Origin of the sequence: Ruminiclostridium sufflavum DSM 19573, from assembly GCF_003208175.1 — a bacterium.
GTDB classification, from domain to species: Bacteria; Bacillota; Clostridia; order Acetivibrionales; family DSM-1351; genus Ruminiclostridium; species Ruminiclostridium sufflavum.
Map to the genome: position 1 here is coordinate 22,269 of NZ_QKMR01000015.1, position 19,782 is coordinate 42,050.

Consider the following 19,782-nt stretch of genomic DNA (forward strand, 5'->3'; position numbering starts at 1 on the left):
ATAGAAGGAGGCTTTATACATGTCAGCACATTTGTTGAAGCATATGGCAGAGGCATGGAGGTATTTATGATAAAAGTTGGCATACCAAGAGGTCTTTATTATTATAAGTATTCTGTACTTTGGGAAACCTTTTTCAGGGAATTGGGAGCAGAGGTGGTTTTATCTGATAAAACCAACAAGAATATATTGACAAGCGGTGCGAATGCATGTGTATCAGAAGCATGTCTTCCAATTAAAATATACTTCGGACATGTTATGAATCTTGCAGGCAAGGTGGATTATATATTTATGCCAAGGTTTACCAGCATTTCGAAAAATCAATATATTTGTCCTGAAATATGCGGAGTGCCTGATATGATTAAAAATTCCGTAAAAATATTACCTAAAATTATTGATACTGAAATTAACCTGAGAAAAACAAATAAGAATTCCTTGCTGGCAGCACTTCGTGTAGGCGGGTTTATAACCAATGACAGGGAAAAAATTAAAAATGCATATAAAGCTGCGGTAAAAGCGTATCAGGAGGAAAGACAGATATTGAAATCAGGTGTTCTGACAGATGAATTCAAGCAGGACAGTTTCTCTCTCAGGCTGATACAGAAACGAAGCACACAATTAACAGTAGCAGTTATCGGACACAGCTACACAGTATACGACAGCTATATAAATATGGAGCTTATAAAAAAACTAAAGGCTTACGGTGTCGGAGTAGTAACGCTGGATATGCTTGATTACCTTGAGTCAAAGAAAAAATGCAAGGAATTGAATAAGATGCTGTTTTGGGATTATGGTACAAGGGCGTACGGAGGAGTAAAGCAATTGATTGAAAGCGGTCAAATTGATGGCATATTGGCGCTTACGTCGTTTGGATGCGGTGTGGACAGCTTCGTTGATGAACTGGCAGAAAAAAAAGTGAGGAGTGAAAGTGATATCCCATTTATGAAGATAGTGCTGGATGAGCATTCTGCTGAGGCGGGATTTTGCACAAGGCTTGAGGCTTTTATTGATATGATTGTAAGGAGGAAGGCATATGATTTTTACATTTCCACATCTGGGTAATACTTATATAGTTGCTAAAGCTTTTCTGGATGATTTTGATGCACAATATGTCATTCCGCCCTTTAATACAAATAAAACCATGGAAATCGGCTCCAAATACTGCTCGGAAGCCAATTGCCTGCCGTTTAAGCTGTTTGTGGGCAATATGCTTCAGGCAAAGGAGCTTGGTGCGGACACCATGCTTATCACAGGCGGATGCGGGCCGTGCAAGCTGGGATATTTTTGTGAAATGCTGAAAAAAACAGCTGATGATATTGGAATTGATATGGAAATAATAACATTGGAGGTTCCTGAGCAGGGACTCGGAGAGCTGGTGTCAAGGATAAAAAAAATAAGCGGAAAAGCCAATCCTGTTGATATTGCAAGAGCAGCTAATTCGGCTAAAAATGTTGCGGTTAAAGTTGATAAGCTGGAGAGGACGGCAAGAGTTAAAAGGTCCAGAGAACAGGAGGCAGGAAGTGTTGATAAAATTTGCAGGGCTTTTAAAAGTGATGTTATAAAGGTTAAGGGCTCAAAAAGGATAATTCAGCTTGTAAATGAAACCGAGAAAAGTTTAAATGAGGTCTCGCTGAATAATGCTGCAAATCCTTTAAAAATAGCAATAGTGGGGGAGATATATACTACTGTGGAGCCTTATGCAAATTTTGAAATAGAAAGAATTCTTGGGAACATGGGTATTGAGGTTGAAAGAAGGGTAACAGTAAGCGACTGGATTATAAATGATATGATACGAAAGGGGCTGCATCTTCCCAGGGATTCAAGATATGTAAAGGCATCAAAAGCATATCTGGGCAGAATGGTGGGAGGACATAGCCAGCATACTATAGGAAACAGTGTTATTCATGCAAAGGAAGGCTATGATGGTATAATTCATCTCTATCCGCTTGGCTGCATGCCGGAAATAGTATCGCAGGCAATACTGCCGGCTATAGAGGAAGATTATCAGGTGCCTGTTATGACTGTTATAAGAGATGAAATGACAGGCGAAGCAGGGTTTGTAACAAGATTGGAAGCATTTGCTGATTTACTTAAAAAGAGAAGGGAAGAGCATATAAATGGACAAAGTAAACTGCTATATGGGCATTGATGTGGGATCGGTAAGTACAAATATAACGCTTATTGATGAGCGGGATAATGTATTGGATAAGCTGTATTTGCGTACGGAAGGCCAGCCTATTGAATCAATACGTGCAGGGCTTAATGATATTAACAATAGAATCGGAACAAGCATTTCCATATGCGGAGTCGGGACAACAGGCAGCGGAAGACAGCTGGCAGCAGCTATTGTGGGAGCTGATGTTATAAAAAATGAAATTACCGCGCATGCAATAGCGTCACAGAAGGTTATATCCGATGTCAGAACCATTATTGAAATAGGAGGGCAGGATTCTAAAATAATTTTATTAAAAAATAAAGTTGTGTATGACTTCGCCATGAACACTGTTTGCGCTGCGGGGACAGGCTCTTTTCTCGACAGGCAGGCATCGCGGATAGGAATTTCAATTAAGGATTTCGGTAAATATGCTTTAAAGTCTCGCATTCCGGTTAGAATTGCCGGCAGATGTGCTGTTTTTGCGGAAAGTGATATGATACATAAACAGCAGATGGGATATTCAAGAGAGGATATAATAGGAGGCTTATGCGATGCTCTGGTAAGAAACTATCTGACTAATCTTGCCAAGGGTAAGAAGCTGGAGGCACCTATAGTTTTTCAGGGAGGAGTGGCAGCAAATATAGGGATAGTAAAATCGTTCGAAAGAGCATTGGAGCAGGAGATAATTATTCCAGAGCATTATGATGTTATGGGTGCTTATGGCGTGGCACTGCTTGCAAGGGAGCATATGCAGGAAAGCTCAGCTAAAACAAGGTTTAACGGCTTTGATAAATTAAACGGTGATTATACGGCGGTAAGCAAAGAATGCTCGGGATGTTCAAACTGCTGTGAAATAGTTCAAATTGTTTTAAATAACAGCCCGGTTGTGTGCTGGGGGGATAAATGCGGGAAGTGGAGCGGAACAGCAGGCTAGACAATAGAAGTAGCGGCGTGTCTTATAAGCATAAGGATATATATGGCAATAAATAAATTTAAACCTTGATAACGAAAAATAAAAATTTGGGTTGTTATTTAAAAAACAAAAATGAAGTTTTGTATAAAAACTCTTATAGCATAAAAATTTAAAATAAGTAAAAATGAAGCTGAAAGCAAAAATGCAATATATAAAACCATTAAAACCCAGAAAAAAATAGAAGGAAATATTTTAAAATTGTAGAAATATAAATATATGTGTTAAATGTATTAAAAATATAAATAAATAATTATTTACCATTCAAATTTCATACTATAATCATTACGACAATAGTGTTCATAAAGAAAAATCATATAGTTAATTGCGGTATAGCCCTTGTGCTCCGCACTTTTAAGCGTTTTGCCCTCTGAGCCTTTTTCCGGATTATTTATATAATTCAGGCAGCCGGCTCAGGGACAAAAGCTTATATTGCTGTAATTGACTGTTTTCATATACTTCTGCCAAGACAAAATTTCATTAAAACTTAAAAAGCATTACTAAATCAAAGCAGGTACAGCTTGGTTCTTTTTGGAAAGGTCTGCCTTTCTTTTATTTGTATTTATTAAGACAAATGTAATGGCACATTATAAAGTTAATTTTTTAAAAGAGTTTCTTTCTGACATATGCTTGAAAGCATTGCCAGAAGGTATCCAAGGTTTTGGTTTTGAAGTGTCGCAGCATAGTTTTTCAGCATAAAAACCAAAATTTTGCCTTTTAACGATAATTAATTTGATAAGGTTCCTTACAATAAATTAACAAAATTTTTAAAGGGGGAAAAGTCTATGTTCATGAAGTACGTAAGCTTTAAAAGAAGTATCTCGTTTTTGCTGTGTTTTTCAATTTTGGCCTGTGTTATCTCTTTAACCGGTGCTATTGCTGTTCCTGAAGAGTCTCAGGCAGCAACCGTGGTCTATGGAGACCTGAATTCCGATGGGGCTGTGGATGCCCTTGACATCGCACTGGTTAAACAAAACCTGCTGGGCAACACAACGCTTACAAGTGCCCAAAAAACTGCAGGTGATGTTGATGCCAGCGGCTCAATAGATGCAATTGATTTTGCACTTATGAAGCAGTACTTACTAAAAATTATCGAAAAGTTCCCTGCAGATACAGGTGTGGTTAATCCTCCGGTAAGACCGATACCTGATCCATCCTACAGTGAATTAAAAACAAACTCTAAGCTTCCCGATCCATTCAAATTCTATAATGGTGACGAAGTGACAACAAAAGCCGATTGGATAAACCGTCAGAAGGAAATAAGCTATTTGGCACAGAAATTTGAGTATGGCTTTAAGCCGGAAGCTCCTGACAGTGTCAAGGGTTCCTTCAGCAGCAATAAGATAACTGTAACGGTTACTGATAATGGCAAGAGCATTTCCTTCAGCTGTTCTATTTCATACCCAAGTACAGGTAAGGCGCCTTATCCTGCAGTAATAGGCATAGGCATGAATACGCTGAATACCTCAACATTGACTAAATTGGGATGTGCGCTTATAACCTTCCCCTGTGACGAGTTAGGAGCTCAGTCAGGAGCAAGCTCAAGAGGGACTGGCAAATTCTATGACCTCTATGGTAAAAATCATTCTGCAGGCTCCTTAATGGCTTGGGCATGGGGTGTTGACAGATTAATTGATGCACTTGAATCAACTCCTGCTGCTAACATTGATGCAAAGCACTTGGGAGTGACAGGCGGATCACGTTATGGTAAGGGCGCACTTGCATGCGGTGCATTCAATGAGAGAATAGCATTGACTATTCCTCAGGAATCAGGTGCAGGAGGTGCTGCAAGCTGGAGAGTATCTGACTGGCAGAAATCAAAGGGACAGAATGTACAAACTGCAGGGCAGATTGTTACTGAAAATCCATGGCAGGGAAGTGCGTTTTCTCAATTCGGAAGTTCGGTTACAAAGCTTCCTTTTGACCATCATATGATTGAAGGGCTTTGTGCACCACGAGGACTTTTGGTAATAGAAAATTCCCAGATGGAGTGGTTGGGAAATGTCAGCTGTTTCACTACGGGGAAAACAGCGCATATGATATACGAGGCACTTGGTGTTCCTGACAGCATGGGCTATTCATCAGTGGGTCACCCTGACCATTGCGGATATCCGGCTTCACAGATACCGGAATTAGAAGCCTTTGTGAAGAAATTCCTGCTTGATGACAGCTCTGCCAGTACCGCATATATGAAGCAAGATGGCGGAGTAACTTTCGATAAGGCTACATGGGTTGACTGGGATATTCCTGCATTGAAATAACAGGAAAAGAGCAACTGGAAATAAAAAATCCCGGCGAAAGCCGGGGTTTTTATTTCCAAATTTATATTGTCAGTTGTTCTGCTTATTGCAGCCGCAGCCGGTTATTCCACCCAACGGATTAATCCTGTGTCAAAGCTATTGATAAAATTAGGATTCCTTGGGATGACCCGGAAGGTATATGCATATTCTCCGCCATCTTCAATCTTCAGGTTGATAGAATATTTATATGAGCCATCGTCAGCCCTGTTTTCCAGCTTCATTTCCATAGCCTGAGCATTTACAATACTTCCATTGGACAAAGAGCCATAATATACCTCAACCAATATATTCGAAGGCTCAATAGCTCCAAGCTTTGCATAAGCTGTCAGGTAAATATCATGTCCTGAATCTGATTTGTAGTCCTTCAGGCTGCTTGCTGATTTTTCAGCGTAAATCTGAACTTGTGACCAATTGGCCTTCATTTGCTGTTCAAATGCCGAAAGCTGCTTTGCAAGACTAAAGTTGTCTGCACTTACAATAGCTGAGCCTTTTATTGCAGGAAGATACATTCTCTCGGTGTATTCCTTTACCATCCTGTCAGTGCTGTAATTCCAAGTCAGAGACTTAATGGTGTTTTTCATTATACGGATCCATTCCTCAGGAATGCCCTTTTCGTTAACATTGTAGTATAAAGGTACTATTATATTCTCCAGAGTGTCATAAATTGATTCGCTGTCAATATTATCCTGTGAGTTTTCATTGTCAAATTCGGTTTCATCTCCGATTACCCAACCGTTTTCGCCATTGTAGCCCTCACACCACCAACCGTCAAGAATACTGAAATTTATGATGCCGTTTATACAAACCTTTTGTCCGCTTGTTCCGCTTGCCTCCAAAGGCCTTCTGGGGTTGTTCATCCATACGTCCACGCCTTGGACCAGATTTCTTGCTACAGTCATATTGTAATTTTCGAGTAAGATGACCTTGCCGTAGAAGCCTTCCTGTCTGGCAATATCATTAATATTTTTAATAACCTCGTGTGCAGGGCCGTCGGCAGGATGTGCCTTTCCGGCAAAGATTATCTGCATCGGTTTTTCCGGGTCGTTTAAAATCTTTTGAATTCTTGCCAGGTTTCTGAATATCAGATTAGCACGTTTGTATGTTGCAAATCTCCTTGCAAAACCAATTGTAAGAGCATCAGGGTCAAGAAAGGAATCGATCTGTCTGACGGCTTCCATAGATTCTCCGTTTGCAAGCTTTTGCTGCTTGAGCCTTGCTCTGACAAATTCTATAAGCTTAATTTTCAATTCCCTGTGAGTTTCCCACAGCTCTTCATCCGGTATGTTATCAATATTCTCAAAGGTGGAGCTTTCATATATTTTTGACTTCCAATCCTTATCCAGATATTTATCATATAGAGCCTTTATTTTAGGTGAAAGCCATGTAAGAGTGTGAATACCGTTAGTTACATGTGTAATCGGGATATCATTTTTGGGTACCTCAGGCCAGACATCGCTGAAAATATCTCTTGAAACAGCGCCGTGAAGCTCACTGACTCCATTTTTTCTGCCTGCAAGAGTAAGTGCGAGGACAGTCATATTGAAGTTCTGATCCTCTGCCTTTTTGAGGCCCAGATCCAGAAAATCATGACGGCTTAATCCCAGCTGTCCCCAAAAGTCTCCGAAGTATTTGTCCATCATATACAGAGGGAATACATCATTACCGGCAGGAACTGGAGTGTGGGTCGTAAATATTGCCGAATTTTCAACGACCTTTTTAGCTTCCTGAAAGTTAATATTTTTCTCGGTGATAAGCTTTCTTATTAGCTCAAGGCCCATAAACGAGGAATGCCCTTCATTCATGTGGTATACCGATGCATGAATACCCAATGCATCAAGAACTCTGATACCTCCTATTCCAAGGAATATTTCCTGCTGGATTCTGGTCTCCTGATCACCTCCGTACAGTCTTGAGGTAAGAGCTCTGTCTCCGGGGCTGTTTTGCTGAACATCAGTGTCTATCAGGTATAAATTTATTCTGCCGACCTGTACTTTCCAAACCTGTGCATATACTGTGCGTCCTGCAAAGGTTATATTAATCTGAACCTGCTTGCCGTTAGAATCCTGTGCGGGAAGAATCGGCAGCTGTGATACGTTGAGGTCATTAAAGCAAGTTTGCTGCCAGCCTTCGGCATTTATTCTCTGGCTGAAATATCCCTGCTTATAGAAGAGGCCTATTGCTGTGAAAGGCAGGCCTAAATCACTTGCCGCCTTGCAATGATCGCCTGAAAGTACACCTAGGCCGCCTGAGTAAATAGGTAATACTTCGTTCAGGCCATATTCTGCTGAAAAGTATGCGATTGCCTTATGGGTACTTTCCGGGTAAGTTCTGGAAAACCATGTGTTCTTCTCGGTCATATAGCTGTCAAAAGCACTTACAACATCATCCAGCCTTTTCATAAATTCTGCATCATTAAGCTTCGAATGAAGCTTTTTTTGACTTACCTCCTGCAAGAAGCGTACAGGATTCTTACCTAGCTTTTCCCATAAGTCCAGATCAATTTCTCTATAAAGATCAATAGCTTCAGGATTCCATGACCACCACAGATTGCAGGCAATATCATTAAGTCTTTTGAATTTTTCCGGTAATGCTGATATAACATTAATTTTGCCGACTAAATACATATGCATTCTCCTATCTTTCATTTGATTTTTTTATAAAGCATTATAATAATAAAGTATATGTGTCAAATAAAATATACGATTTAATAGATATAATAACATAAAGGACTGGTTATTGGTAGTATTTACATTGAATTTAATTATAAGTAATTTTAATAAAAGCTTTAATATTTGGTAAAAAATACTTTTTTTAAGTTATGCTTTTTATAAATAAAAAATGCGGTTTTGTGATAAAAATAATAGTACTATGATTAAACGATTTTTTCTGTATGGTATTATCGGCTGGAGCATGGAAATAGTCTGGACAGGGTTTTATTCACTGCTCAGCGGTCATATGGCCTTAGAGGCATATACCAGCCTATGGATGTTTTTTATATATGGAAGTGCCGTATTCTTAGAACCCCTTCATGATATAATCCGTAATTGGAATCTTGTTCTGAGAGGTATTATTTGGGTTGTAATAATCTGGGGTATAGAATATTCCACAGGAAAGCTGCTGCTTGAATTGCTGCATGTCTATCCATGGCAATACTTTGGCAAATTTGCGGTTGAAGGCATTGTCAGACTTGATTATGCACCGGCTTGGTTTGTTGCGGGCTTATTGTTTGAGAGGATGCATGGTATTCTGGACAGGCTGAGAATTAATTGATTTGGCTAAAGGTCAATTGCTATCGGCCGGCAAACTTGGGTTCAAGCCTTCGGGACGATATTTATGTTGCTTGGGATTTTAGGATTATAATAATTTGTGGGAATAAATACATGTAATATATTTGCATAAATCATTGAAAAAAGAGTTTTTGAAGAATATAATATAATTAAATTTCACTTAGTTAGTTAAGTATACACAAAAAATGTGTATACTTTTTGTTTTGTTATGGTTCAAGGGATTTAATGCACTTTAGGGGGATTAATGAGTAATAATACACTGGTAAATAAAAAAGCGGCGGCTGATGAGAAAAGAAAGGCGGTTAGGGGAAAAAAGAAAAAGACAAGGCTAAAAAGTTTCATTGGTTTTTTGGTTTTTGAATTATTCTTTTTATCAATTACAACACCCTTGATGATTTTTTACGGACCTTTTAATAATGTGAAATGCACGATAACAGGTGTCCTCTGGAATTCATATACCCTCAAGGAGGTTGCAAGAACCTTCCTGTCGGATAAAGCGATAGCAAGTATACTGGGAGACGGTTATGCAATTTCAAATGTAAATACCGAAGATATAAAGCTTCTTAAATTCGGCGTAAATCATACAAATAAAACAGAGCTTTATGATATAGAAAGTAATAATTTTAACGGTAAAATGCTGGTTATTGAAGATCCCACCAGAATTAAGGTTGGATACTCAAATCAGATACCGAGGGCAGGACAGACCACAAGCAGTATAGCAAAAAGAAATGGAGCCATAGCCGCAATTAACGGCGGAGGCTTTATAGATACAAAATGGGCGGGAACAGGCGGTGCACCGCTGGGCTTTATAATCAGTGACGGTAAATATATAAGCGGAGAATCAAAGGACAAGGATACAAAGAGAGACACGATTGCATTTACCGAAGAGGGGATGCTTATTGTAGGCAAGCATTCACAAAATGATTTAAAGAAATATAATGTTAAAGAAGCTATTAGCTTTGGGCCTCCTCTGGTTGTAAACGGAAAACCGACCATAAAAAGCGGTGACGGAGGATGGGGAATATCACCTAGAACCGTAATAGGTCAAAAGGCTGACGGTTCGGTGCTGTTTCTGGTTATAGACGGAAGAAGCATTAAATCCTACGGAGCCACATTAAAGGAGGTTCAGGATATTATGCTTGAGAAAGGCGCTGTAAATGCGGCAAATCTTGATGGCGGTTCGTCTGCAACCATGTATTACAACGGCAAGGTAATAAATACTCCTTCGGATGCCTTGGGAGAAAGATCAGTGCCGTCAGTATTTATGGTAATGCCATAAGAAGGAGAAAATTTGTGAAAACTTTAGCTAAATGGTATAAATGGATTTTACTGGCGGTAATTTTTCAGTTTTGTGGATTATTGTATGTTAACAATGTTTTCCTGAATACAAATGTAACTGTCAGCATTAAGGATGCAAATGTAAGCAAAGAGGTAATGACGGGAGATTTGAAAGTTCCCGGTGCTGCAATGAATGTCAGTATGTCTTATAATGCAGAGTTTAGTGCATATCTATTGGACGGTGTCCTGCATATAATAAATGTGGATAGTAATGATGATAAAGGGGTTTCCGGTTCGGGCAAAGACAAAATAACTTATTTCAGGTGGCTTCCTGACAGAAATATGGTTATATTTTCATCAAATACAAGGGATGGCAAAAAGGGTACAGTTCAGATATCCACATATGAACCTGATTCGGATACTCTGAGAGATTATCCGCAAATAGACGGATTGACTGCTGAGAGCCAGATAATGGATATAGAGCTGTCTCAGTATACAAATGTTGTATACGCAAAAATAAAAACTTCAGATTCAAAATCAAAGATTATCAGATTTAATGTTATGAGCCAGTATGCTCATGTAATGAATTTAGGTGCGGAAGCGCTAATAAAGGAATGCTCTTTTGTTAATAAGCTGGTATACCAGAATGAAGGTGAGGCAGTTTATATTTATGACGGTATAAATAAGACTAAAAATAAAGTCCCTATTGATTCTGATAATGTCAGGGTTTTGGATATTGATCTGAATGATGTTTTGTATGTGGGAATACTCGATTCCTCCGGGAATATTACAAAAATTTATCATCAAAAAATCGGTGATGAAAAATTAACTGATGAATGGACGAAAGTTGATTTAAAAACAGCTATTTCTCCAAAGAATATTATAATTTCAGGAAATGGAAATATATATTCAAATGATACTGAGGAAAATAAGATAATTAATCTTGCAAATAATCTCAAGGCTTCATATAGAGGAGACTTTGTTGAGGTTTTGGATGGAGCTCTGGTTTCAAAGGACGAAAATAAGGTGATAATAACATCTTTGAAGGAATATTAGTAAAAAATGTTGATATTGTGTTTTAATTCTTTCTTTATTGGGTATTATTAAATTAACTTTTATTATTTATGTTTATGGAGGAAAAATATATGTCAGATAAAATTATAAATTTAACAAATGAATCCTTTGATCAAGTTGTATCGAAATCGGATAAGCCTGTTATTGTTGACTTTTGGGCTACATGGTGCGGACCTTGCAGAATGGTGGCTCCTATAATGGAAGAGCTGGCGGATGATTTTGACGGCAAGGTCCAGATAGCAAAGGTAAATGTTGACGATCAGGGTGAGTTGGCTGCAAAATTTAAAATTATGAGTATTCCGACTATTCTGGCTTTTAAAAATGGAGAGGTTTTTGAAAAGATTGTTGGAGCAAGGTCTAAGGAAGAGTTTTCCCAAGTGCTCAGCAAATTACTGTAAAAGTCAATTACTATCGGCTGAAAGCCTTTTGAAGTACAAACACTAAAATCCAAACCGTTGAAACCTTCAAATAAATGCTTGAAAGCATATGTTTGCTTGGAAGGCGAAGGTTTCAACCGTAATTGACTTTATGATAAACAGTTAAATTATCTTGAAGGGTAATATACTCACATCTGTTTTTGAAGTGGTAAATGCGCTCATAATTTTATGGGCGTTTTTTGCGTGAAAATTTGTTTTTATAAAAAATTACTATTTTATTATAAAAATGGAAAATAAATGCTATAATATAATAAAGCAGCTTATTCAACTTTCCAAGTTGAATAAGTGAAGTATGAATCGTGAAAAAGTTGGTGTACCGCCGCAAAAGCCTTACTAAATTTTTGCCGATACTCGGCGTGGAGGTTAGTATGTCAGGGGAAAAAATGTTTTCTGCATCTTTTTTTGGATTTAAAAAGAAGGATGTTAATTCTTATTTGGAAAAAATGAATAAAGAGTACGAGGAAAAGATACGGAGCAAGGAAAAGGATATTGCCGATATTAAGGCACAGTACCGTGATATTAAAGGTAAATATGACGAGCTTAATTCAAGTATAGCCCAATTGCAGGAGGACAGGGAAAAAATAGCGAATGCCATTATAACAGCCCAGGAAAAGGCGGAAGCAATACTAAATGAGGCGAGAAAACAGGCGACTGATGAGAAAAAGAAGCTTGAAAGGCAGGTTGAGGAGGAAAAAGAAAAGCTGGTAGATATCAAGCAGGAAATTAAATTAATAAAAGGTGAAATTGTACATACGCTTAACAAGTATGAAGGTGAGCTGTCTAAAATTATTCAAGAATAGTACTTGAATAATTGCGTAAACTAAATTATAATTTATCTAATAGTTTTTGTAATTGTTTTAAACCAAGGGAATATTATGATACTGAATGGATTTTGCTTAGGCTGTTTTAAAAGAACCATGTAAAATTGCCTTGTGTTATATATGTCAGCAATTGAAAAATGCAGTGAATGGGAAGAGTAAATATTGTTATCAGTTTTAGAGAGCCGGCCGCAAGGTCAATTACGGTCAAAGCCTTTGTGCGGCAACATATCCGGAGTATATGTTGCGGTTGGTAATTGACACAGCTTGCTGATGGTGGAAAGCCGGTACTGATTTTTATTGAATGCAGCCCGGGAGCAGCTTTTTTGAAAATCGAAATTATTTCGTCAGTAAAAAGAGACGTGACGCCACGTTACAGGCGGGTAATGTAAGCATTGGATATTATTTAATGCCGCATTATTATTAAGAGAATGCTTTTTGCATTAATTAGGGTGGTACCGCGGAAACCTTCGTCCCTTTTTAGGAGGACTAAGGTTTTTTTGTTATTTATTTTATTATTAAGCTTATGCAGTAAAAATTTATTTAAAGGAGAGATGTGTAATGGAAGAAATACTCGAGATATTGGAGAAAAACAGCAAGGCGACAGCCGGGCAGATTGCTGTTATGCTGGGCAAGCCTTTGGAGGAGATTGAGGCCGCCATAAAAAAATATGAGACTGAGAGTGTAATTGTCGGTTACAGTACTCTTATAAATTGGGATAAAACAGAAAAGGAAAAGGTTACAGCTCTCATTGAGGTGAAGGTTACTCCGCAAAGAGGACTTGGATTTGATAAGATTGCAGACAGAATATACAAATATCCCGAGGTTACCGCCTGTTACCTTATGTCAGGAGGTTTTGATCTTACGGTTATTATCGAAGGAAAGACAATGAAAGAGGTGGCGCTGTTTGTTTCTGAAAAGCTGGCACCGCTGGAATCAGTTTTGAGCACTTCAACCCATTTTGTCCTTAAAAAATATAAGGATAAAGGGATTATTTTCGAGGAGAAGCCGTCGGACAGAAGGGAGCCGATATTTATATGATAATAAAGGATATGATTCTGGATAGAATAAAGGATGTCCCGCCGTCAGGAATCAGGAAGTATTTTGATCTGATAAATGAAATGAAGGATGCCATCTCCCTTGGCGTGGGAGAGCCTGACTTTATAACACCATGGAATATAAGAGAAGCCGGTATATATTCCTTGGAAAACGGGCATACGAATTATTCCTCAAATGCTGGCTTTATTGAACTCAGAGAGGAAATAAGCAAGTATCTGAGAAAGTTCTCACTGGAATACAATGCGGTTGATGAAATTTTAGTTACAGTGGGGGGCAGTGAAGGTATAGATGCTGCTTTAAGAGCTCTTGCCGGGCCCGGTGATGAGGTTATAATTCCAGAACCGAGCTTTGTTGCATATCAGGGCTGTACACGTTTTACCGGAGCGACGCCGGTTACTGTTTCTCTTAAAGAGGAGAATAATTTTAAGCTTACCGCAGGTGAGCTTGAGGCAGCAATTACAGAAAAAACAAAGGTCGTAATTATTCCTTTTCCCAATAACCCCACAGGTGCGATAATGACAAGGGAAGAGCTTTATGAGCTTGTGAAGGTGCTGAGAGATAAGAACATTATAGTGATATCGGATGAGATTTATTGTGAACTTACCTATGAGGGACAGCATACATCTATTGCAAGTTTCCCTGAAATGAAGGACAGAACCATAGTTATTAATGGTTTTTCCAAGTCCTTTGCCATGACGGGATGGCGTTTGGGATATGCCTGCGGTCATAAGGATATAATAAACGAGATGAAAAAGATTCATCAGTATGCTATAATGTGTGCGCCGACAGTAGCGCAGGATGCAGCAATAGAGGCTTTAAGGAACAGCGGTGAAGATGTGGTTATGATGGGGAAGGAATATAACAGAAGAAGAAGGGTTATGCTGGACGGGTTCAGAAAGGCAGGCTTTTCGTGCTTCGAGCCTAAGGGGGCCTTCTATATATTCCCATGTATAAAAGCTTCAGGCTTAAGCTCGGAAGAATTTTGCGAGAGACTTCTCATAGAGAAGAAGGTGCTTGTGGTTCCGGGGACAGCATTCGGAAAATGCGGAGAAGGATATATACGTGCATGTTATGCGGCATCAATGGAAAATATTAATGAGGCCATGCACAGAATTAAATTGTTTGCAGACAGCTTACAGGAGGCTTGACTAAAGTCAATTACGGTTCAAGCCTTTGCGACGATATACTTCTAAGGGATATTGGAGGAACAGATGTATAAATTAGTGGCAATTGATTTAGACGGAACCTTGCTTGATTCGGACAAGGAAATTTCAGCAAGAAATAAGGAGGCAATTGCTTCCGCTATCAAAAAGGGAGTTAAGGCGGTGATATGCTCAGGCAGAGTATATTCCGGCGCAAGACTTTATGCCGGGCAAATTGGCTCAAGGGATCCGATAATAGCATGTAATGGAGCGGTTATTACCGAAAATACCGATGGCAGAATTATATATTCGGATTGCTTACATACCGAAGACTGTATGAGGATAATTGATATATTTCACAGGCATAAGCTGTATTTCCATGTTTATGCGGGGAATACCATGTTTACCGAAAAGCTGGGATACACCTCGCTTAAATATTTCGAAAAAAACAAGTCCCTTCCTCCTGAAGACAGAGTTGAAATAGAAGTGGTCGGGGATATGACAGCAAAGCTTGAGAGCATACCCGGAAAGGTTTTGAAATTTGTAGGCGTGGAGGATAGTATAGAGCAGCTCAGAAGGGCAAGGCATGAAATAGAGCAAATACCGGGTGTGGATGTTATGAGCTCAAACTATGATAATTTTGAAGTCTTAAATAAAGGTGTCAGCAAGGGAGAGGCATTAAAAAAGTTATCCCGACTTTTAAATATTCAAGCTTCTGAAATGATTGCAATCGGAGATAATGAAAATGACATATCAATGTTTGAATATGCAGGCCTTAGTGTTGCAATGGAAAATGGAGAGGCTTTTGCCAAGGAAGCTGCGCAGTATGTTACGGCATCAAATAATAGTGATGGGGTTGCACTTGCTATTGAGAAATTTATTCTGGGTTGTAATGAAATCAAATTATAAATTTGGTGCAAAAATACGTAATGTTGGCTATAATAAGAATATATTAAATAAAAATTGAAGCATGTATATAAATCAATTTTAGTTTAAACGGTAATTTACAAAGTTTTAAGTATTTATCTGCAATATAAAAAAATATGAGAGGGATGATAGAGTGCTTGAGTTAGAACAATACAGACTGGAACTGCAAGGCCTGAAAAGCAATTTAGATGAAATGAGGGCTTCACTTTGACATCGCCAGATTGAACGACGAGATAGCAGAGCTTGAACACAAAGCTTCTGAGCCTGAGTTTTGGAATGATATGGAGAAATCCCAAAGGATTCTGCAAAAAATAAAGACATTAAAATCAAAGCTTGATAATTTTGAGGCCATAAGCACTCAATGGGAGGATTTAATAACCCTATCTGATTTAGGGCTGGAGGAGCAGGACGAAAGCGTTATACCGGAAGTCGGCGAGGGACTTGAAAAAATAAAAAACAGTCTTGAGGCTCTTAGATTGGAAACGCTTCTTACAGGACCCTATGACAAAAACAATGCTATTCTTACGCTTCATGCCGGCGCAGGAGGAACAGAAGCTCAGGACTGGGTGCAGATGCTGCTGCGAATGTTTACAAGATGGGCAGAAAATAAAGGCTATCAGGTTGAAATTCTGGATTACCTGGATGGGGATGAAGCAGGAGTGAAGAGCGTAACAATTCAGATTATCGGTGAAAACGCCTACGGATATATGAAATCTGAAAAGGGAGTTCACAGGTTGGTCAGAATATCTCCTTTTGATGCGTCGGGAAGAAGGCATACCTCCTTTGCATCTCTTGATGTTATGCCGGAGCTTGATGAATCAATTGAAATTGATATCAATCCCGAGGATATAAAAATGGATGTCTACAGAGCCAGCGGGGCAGGCGGACAGCATATAAACAAGACCAGCTCTGCGGTAAGGCTCACACATATACCGACAGGTGTTGTGGTTGCATGTCAGACGCAGCGCTCGCAGTTTCAGAATAAGGATACCGCAATGAAAATGCTCAAAGCAAAGCTTTTTGATATAAAAGAACGTGAGCAGAAGGAAAAAATAGAGGACTTAAAGGGTCTCCAGATGGATATTGCATGGGGAAGCCAGATCAGGTCCTATGTCTTTTGCCCTTATACTCTTGTAAAGGATCACCGTACCAATTATGAAAACGGAAATGTTAATGCTGTTATGGACGGAGAGCTTGACGGCTTTATAAATGCATATCTTTCTATGGACAAAAAAGCTGTAAAGACAGATTAGAGGGAAATATGAATTCAAAGGAGCTAAAGAAGTTACTTGAAGATGTGAAAACCGGTTCTGTTGAGGTTGAGCAGGCATATAAGGAAATAAAAGCCCTTCCTTATGAGGACTTGGGCTTTGCCAAGCTTGATCATCACAGAACTATCAGAAATGGTTATCCCGAAGTTATTTATTGCGAAGGAAAGACAAATAGCCAGATTGTCGAAATAGTACAGAGATTAATGCAGAAAAATAATAATATCCTTGCCACAAGAGCGTCACAGGAGGTGTATGATGCCGTATGCGGAGTGATCTCCGAGGCGGAATACCATTCTGAGGCGAGGATAATTGTTGTCAGAAGAAGAACTGTTGTTTTAGCAGACAGGCAAATTGCTGTTATTACGGCCGGTACTTCTGATATACCGGTGGCGGAGGAAGCAGCCGTAACGGCGGAAGTGCTGGGGAACAGGGTTACAAGAATCTATGATGTGGGCGTTGCAGGCATTCACAGGCTGCTGTCAAAGATGGATATCATATCTGAGGCCAATGTAGTAATTGTAGTCGCGGGAATGGAGGGTGCTCTTGCAAGCGTTGTGGGAGGATTGGTTGATAAGCCTGTAATTGCGGTTCCCACAAGTGTTGGATATGGAGCGAGCTTCGGGGGATTATCAGCGCTTTTGACTATGCTGAACAGCTGTGCCAGCGGAATTGGGGTAGTGAATATTGATAATGGCTTTGGGGCAGGATATTTGGCGAGTAATATTAACAAGCTTTAAATGGCACGGTCAGACCGGAGATAAAAGGGCCTGCATGGAAAAAGGCTTGATTGGAGGACACAATGAGGGTTTTATATTTTGACTGCTTTTCCGGAATTAGCGGTGATATGGCATTAGGAGCTTTACTTGATTTGGGCTTGGAGCAGAAAGCCTTTTTAAACGAGCTAAAAAAGCTTAATATATCCGGCTATTCTGTGGACATTCAAAAGGTTGTCAGAAACGGAATTTCAGGTACGGACGTAAATATAATACTTGAAGAAGGCGTTCAGGAAAACGAAAGCCGGCACTTTCACCGGAATAATGGGGAAAAGGAATGTCACGGGCATTCACATAATACACAACCGGAAAGAAACCTTACAGATATAGAAAATATAATTGCTATGAGTGATTTGAAGCCCGCGGTTAAGGCTATGAGTACAAAGGTATTCAGAGAAATAGCCAGAGCGGAGGCAAAGGTTCATGGAAAGGATATAGATGAAATACACTTTCATGAGGTTGGCGCGATAGACTCTATTGTGGATATTGCAGGTGTCTGTATATGCATTGATATGCTTGGAATAGAAAGGATATATGCTTCCGAGCTGCATGACGGAAAAGGCTTTGTGAAATGTGCTCATGGTCTGCTTCCTGTACCTGTGCCTGCAGTCATGGAAATGCTTTGTGACAGCAATATACCCTTGATTTCTGAAAATGTACCCTTTGAGCTGGTGACACCGACAGGAATGGCTATCTTGAAGATGACCTGTGCAGGTTTCGGCAAGATGCCTCCGTTATCAATAGAACGGACAGGGTATGGCATGGGCAAGCGTGAAACCGGAAGGTTTAATGCTTTAAGAACAGTTGTGGGCACACTGTATGAGCAGGATATGATTCCTAATGAGGAAATTTCAATACTGGAAACAAATATTGACAATATGTCTCCGGAGATATTAGGCTACACGATGGAAAAGCTGTTTGACAACGGGGCGCTGGATGTTTACTATACGCCCATTTATATGAAAAAAAGCAGACCGTCTGTCATGCTTACGGTTTTGTCAAAATACGGAGATGAAAAGAAGTTTTCAGATATTATTTTTAAAGAAACCTCAACTCTTGGTATAAGGCTTAGCTATTCTCTTAGATATTGTATGAACAGGGAATTGGTCAAGGTAGATACCCAGTATGGATCTGTCAGGGTCAAGGTGGCCAGCAGTGAGCATTTTATGAAATTTGCGCCTGAATATGAGGACTGCAAAAATATTGCTGTTAAAACAGGAATGCCTATCAACAAGGTTTATGAGCTGGTGAATGAAAAGTACAGGCAGGAAGGTAACTCAGTTGCTATACAATAAATTTTCCGTTTATCTGAAAAATAAATATGGCTCAAAGGTATACAAGCTTCCGCTGAATCTTCCGGTAACCTGCCCAAACAGGGATGGAAATATAGGAACAGGCGGCTGCACTTTTTGCGGAGAGGAAGGAGCCGGATTTGAAAACCTTTCATGTGAAATGTCTGTTGCTGATCAGCTTAAGCAGAATGCGAAATACATAGGAAAAAACTATTCAAGTGAAAAATTTATTGCTTATTTTCAAAATTACTCCAATACCTATTTATCCTTTGATTTGTTTGCTGAAAATATTGCCGAGGCATGTGCCGATGGCATTGCCGCTGTCTATATTTCAACCAGACCTGACTGTATCTCGGACAGATACATGGAATATCTGGCACAGCTTAAAAGTGAGAAGGCAATAGACATTGTTATTGAGCTTGGGTTACAGACGGTAAACTATCATACCTTGAAGAGGCTGAACAGGGGACATACCTTGGCCGAGTTTATTGATGCCGTAATAAGGATAAAAAAATACCGCCTTGAGGTATGTGCACATTACATTACCGATTTGCCATATGATAATTTGGAGGATGTGGTTGAAGGAGCCAAAATCATTTCAGCGCTGGGAGTTTCACAGGTAAAATGCCACTCCTTGTATATTTTGAAGGACACAGAGCTTGAAAAGCAGTATTTGCGCGGAGAGGTCACTCCGATTTCTTTAGATGAGTTTATTGACAGAACAATAGCTTTTCTGGAGCATCTTAATCCCGATATTGTTATTCAGAGATTAATCGGACGGGCTCCGGCTGACAGAACAGTTTTTTGCAACTGGAGCACCAGCTGGTGGAAAATTCGGGATTTAATAGAAATGAAGATGGCCGGACAGGGAAGCTTTCAGGGAAGATGCTTTAATTATCTTAATGGAGAGTCCGGAATGACAGGAGTGCAAAAAAACAAATCTTAATGCTATGCATTGTAAATAAAATTGGATATAATATAGAGAAGATTCATAAAAATGCA

General features: G+C 39.3%; 17 protein-coding genes and 1 other annotated feature. Of the genes, 16 read left to right on the forward strand and 1 reads right to left on the reverse strand.

Annotation, left to right across the window (positions count from 1 at the left end; all coding sequences use genetic code 11):
- Positions 1–66: 66 nt before the first annotated feature.
- The 4 genes from LY28_RS12545 to LY28_RS12560 all read left to right on the forward strand — a co-directional run bounded on the left by LY28_RS12545 (position 67) and on the right by LY28_RS12560 (position 5,383).
- Entirely contained in the window at positions 67–1,059 is a 993-nt protein-coding gene (locus LY28_RS12545; RefSeq protein WP_110462542.1) for an acyl-CoA dehydratase activase-related protein, read from the forward strand.
- Positions 1,031–2,146, forward strand: a complete 1,116-nt coding sequence (locus tag LY28_RS12550; protein ID WP_110462543.1) for a CoA protein activase — start codon at positions 1,031–1,033, stop codon at positions 2,144–2,146. The genes LY28_RS12545 and LY28_RS12550 overlap by 29 nt, the downstream gene beginning before the upstream one ends.
- Positions 2,115–3,086, forward strand: a complete 972-nt coding sequence (locus tag LY28_RS12555) for an acyl-CoA dehydratase activase (RefSeq protein WP_110462544.1) — start codon at positions 2,115–2,117, stop codon at positions 3,084–3,086. The genes LY28_RS12550 and LY28_RS12555 overlap by 32 nt, the downstream gene beginning before the upstream one ends.
- An 821-nt stretch (positions 3,087–3,907) precedes the next feature.
- Positions 3,908–5,383: a glucuronyl esterase domain-containing protein gene (locus LY28_RS12560; RefSeq protein ID WP_110462545.1), complete on the forward strand. Its 1,476-nt coding sequence runs from the start codon at positions 3,908–3,910 to the stop codon at positions 5,381–5,383.
- A 101-nt stretch (positions 5,384–5,484) separates the two neighbouring features.
- On the opposite strand, the gene glgP is transcribed toward LY28_RS12560, so the two are convergent.
- Complete coding sequence (gene glgP / locus LY28_RS12565) at positions 5,485–8,046, reverse strand: alpha-glucan family phosphorylase (protein ID WP_110462546.1); 2,562 nt, start codon at positions 8,044–8,046, stop codon at positions 5,485–5,487.
- 244 nt (positions 8,047–8,290) lie between these two features.
- Here glgP and LY28_RS12570 point away from each other — a divergent pair, with 244 nt between their 5' ends.
- From LY28_RS12570 to mnmL, 12 genes are all read left to right on the forward strand, one after another.
- Positions 8,291–8,692, forward strand: coding sequence for a putative ABC transporter permease (locus LY28_RS12570; RefSeq protein ID WP_110462547.1), 402 nt, complete (start codon positions 8,291–8,293; stop codon positions 8,690–8,692).
- A 261-nt stretch (positions 8,693–8,953) separates the two neighbouring features.
- A complete protein-coding gene (locus LY28_RS12575) occupies positions 8,954–9,988 on the forward strand; it encodes a phosphodiester glycosidase family protein (protein ID WP_110462548.1) in 1,035 nt (344 codons plus the stop codon).
- Between the two features lie 14 nt (positions 9,989–10,002).
- Positions 10,003–11,043, forward strand: coding sequence for a hypothetical protein (locus LY28_RS12580; RefSeq protein ID WP_110462549.1), 1,041 nt, complete (start codon positions 10,003–10,005; stop codon positions 11,041–11,043).
- Positions 11,044–11,132: 89 nt separating this feature from the next.
- Positions 11,133–11,459 carry a thioredoxin gene (gene trxA / locus LY28_RS12585; protein WP_110462550.1) on the forward strand — a complete coding sequence of 109 codons (327 nt, stop codon included), beginning with the start codon at positions 11,133–11,135 and terminating at the stop codon, positions 11,457–11,459.
- Positions 11,460–11,866: 407 nt separating this feature from the next.
- Positions 11,867–12,298, forward strand: a complete 432-nt coding sequence (locus LY28_RS12590) for a DivIVA domain-containing protein (RefSeq protein ID WP_110462551.1) — start codon at positions 11,867–11,869, stop codon at positions 12,296–12,298.
- Positions 12,299–12,452: 154 nt separating this feature from the next.
- Positions 12,453–12,797, forward strand: a binding site (T-box leader).
- 80 nt (positions 12,798–12,877) lie between these two features.
- A complete protein-coding gene (locus LY28_RS12595; RefSeq protein ID WP_110462552.1) occupies positions 12,878–13,357 on the forward strand; it encodes an Lrp/AsnC family transcriptional regulator in 480 nt (159 codons plus the stop codon).
- Positions 13,354–14,523, forward strand: coding sequence for a pyridoxal phosphate-dependent aminotransferase (locus tag LY28_RS12600; protein WP_110462553.1), 1,170 nt, complete (start codon positions 13,354–13,356; stop codon positions 14,521–14,523). Before LY28_RS12595 ends, LY28_RS12600 begins: the two co-directional genes overlap by 4 nt.
- Before the next feature lie 63 nt (positions 14,524–14,586).
- Positions 14,587–15,426, forward strand: a complete 840-nt coding sequence (locus tag LY28_RS12605) for a Cof-type HAD-IIB family hydrolase (protein WP_110462554.1) — start codon at positions 14,587–14,589, stop codon at positions 15,424–15,426.
- Positions 15,427–15,577: 151 nt separating this feature from the next.
- A protein-coding gene (prfB, locus tag LY28_RS12610) for a peptide chain release factor 2 (protein ID WP_207658090.1) occupies positions 15,578–16,697 on the forward strand; the annotation gives its coding sequence in 2 pieces (ribosomal slippage) (positions 15,578–15,652 and positions 15,654–16,697; 1,119 coding nt in all).
- 8 nt (positions 16,698–16,705) lie between these two features.
- Complete coding sequence (gene larB / locus LY28_RS12615) at positions 16,706–17,452, forward strand: nickel pincer cofactor biosynthesis protein LarB (RefSeq protein ID WP_110462555.1); 747 nt, start codon at positions 16,706–16,708, stop codon at positions 17,450–17,452.
- Between the two features lie 62 nt (positions 17,453–17,514).
- The gene (larC, locus tag LY28_RS12620; protein WP_110462556.1) at positions 17,515–18,783 is read left to right on the forward strand and encodes a nickel pincer cofactor biosynthesis protein LarC; all 1,269 of its coding nucleotides are present in this window, start codon (positions 17,515–17,517) and stop codon (positions 18,781–18,783) included.
- Positions 18,770–19,726 carry a tRNA modification radical SAM protein MnmL/YtqA gene (gene mnmL / locus LY28_RS12625; protein ID WP_110462636.1) on the forward strand — a complete coding sequence of 319 codons (957 nt, stop codon included), beginning with the start codon at positions 18,770–18,772 and terminating at the stop codon, positions 19,724–19,726. Before larC ends, mnmL begins: the two co-directional genes overlap by 14 nt.
- Positions 19,727–19,782 lie beyond the last annotated feature (56 nt).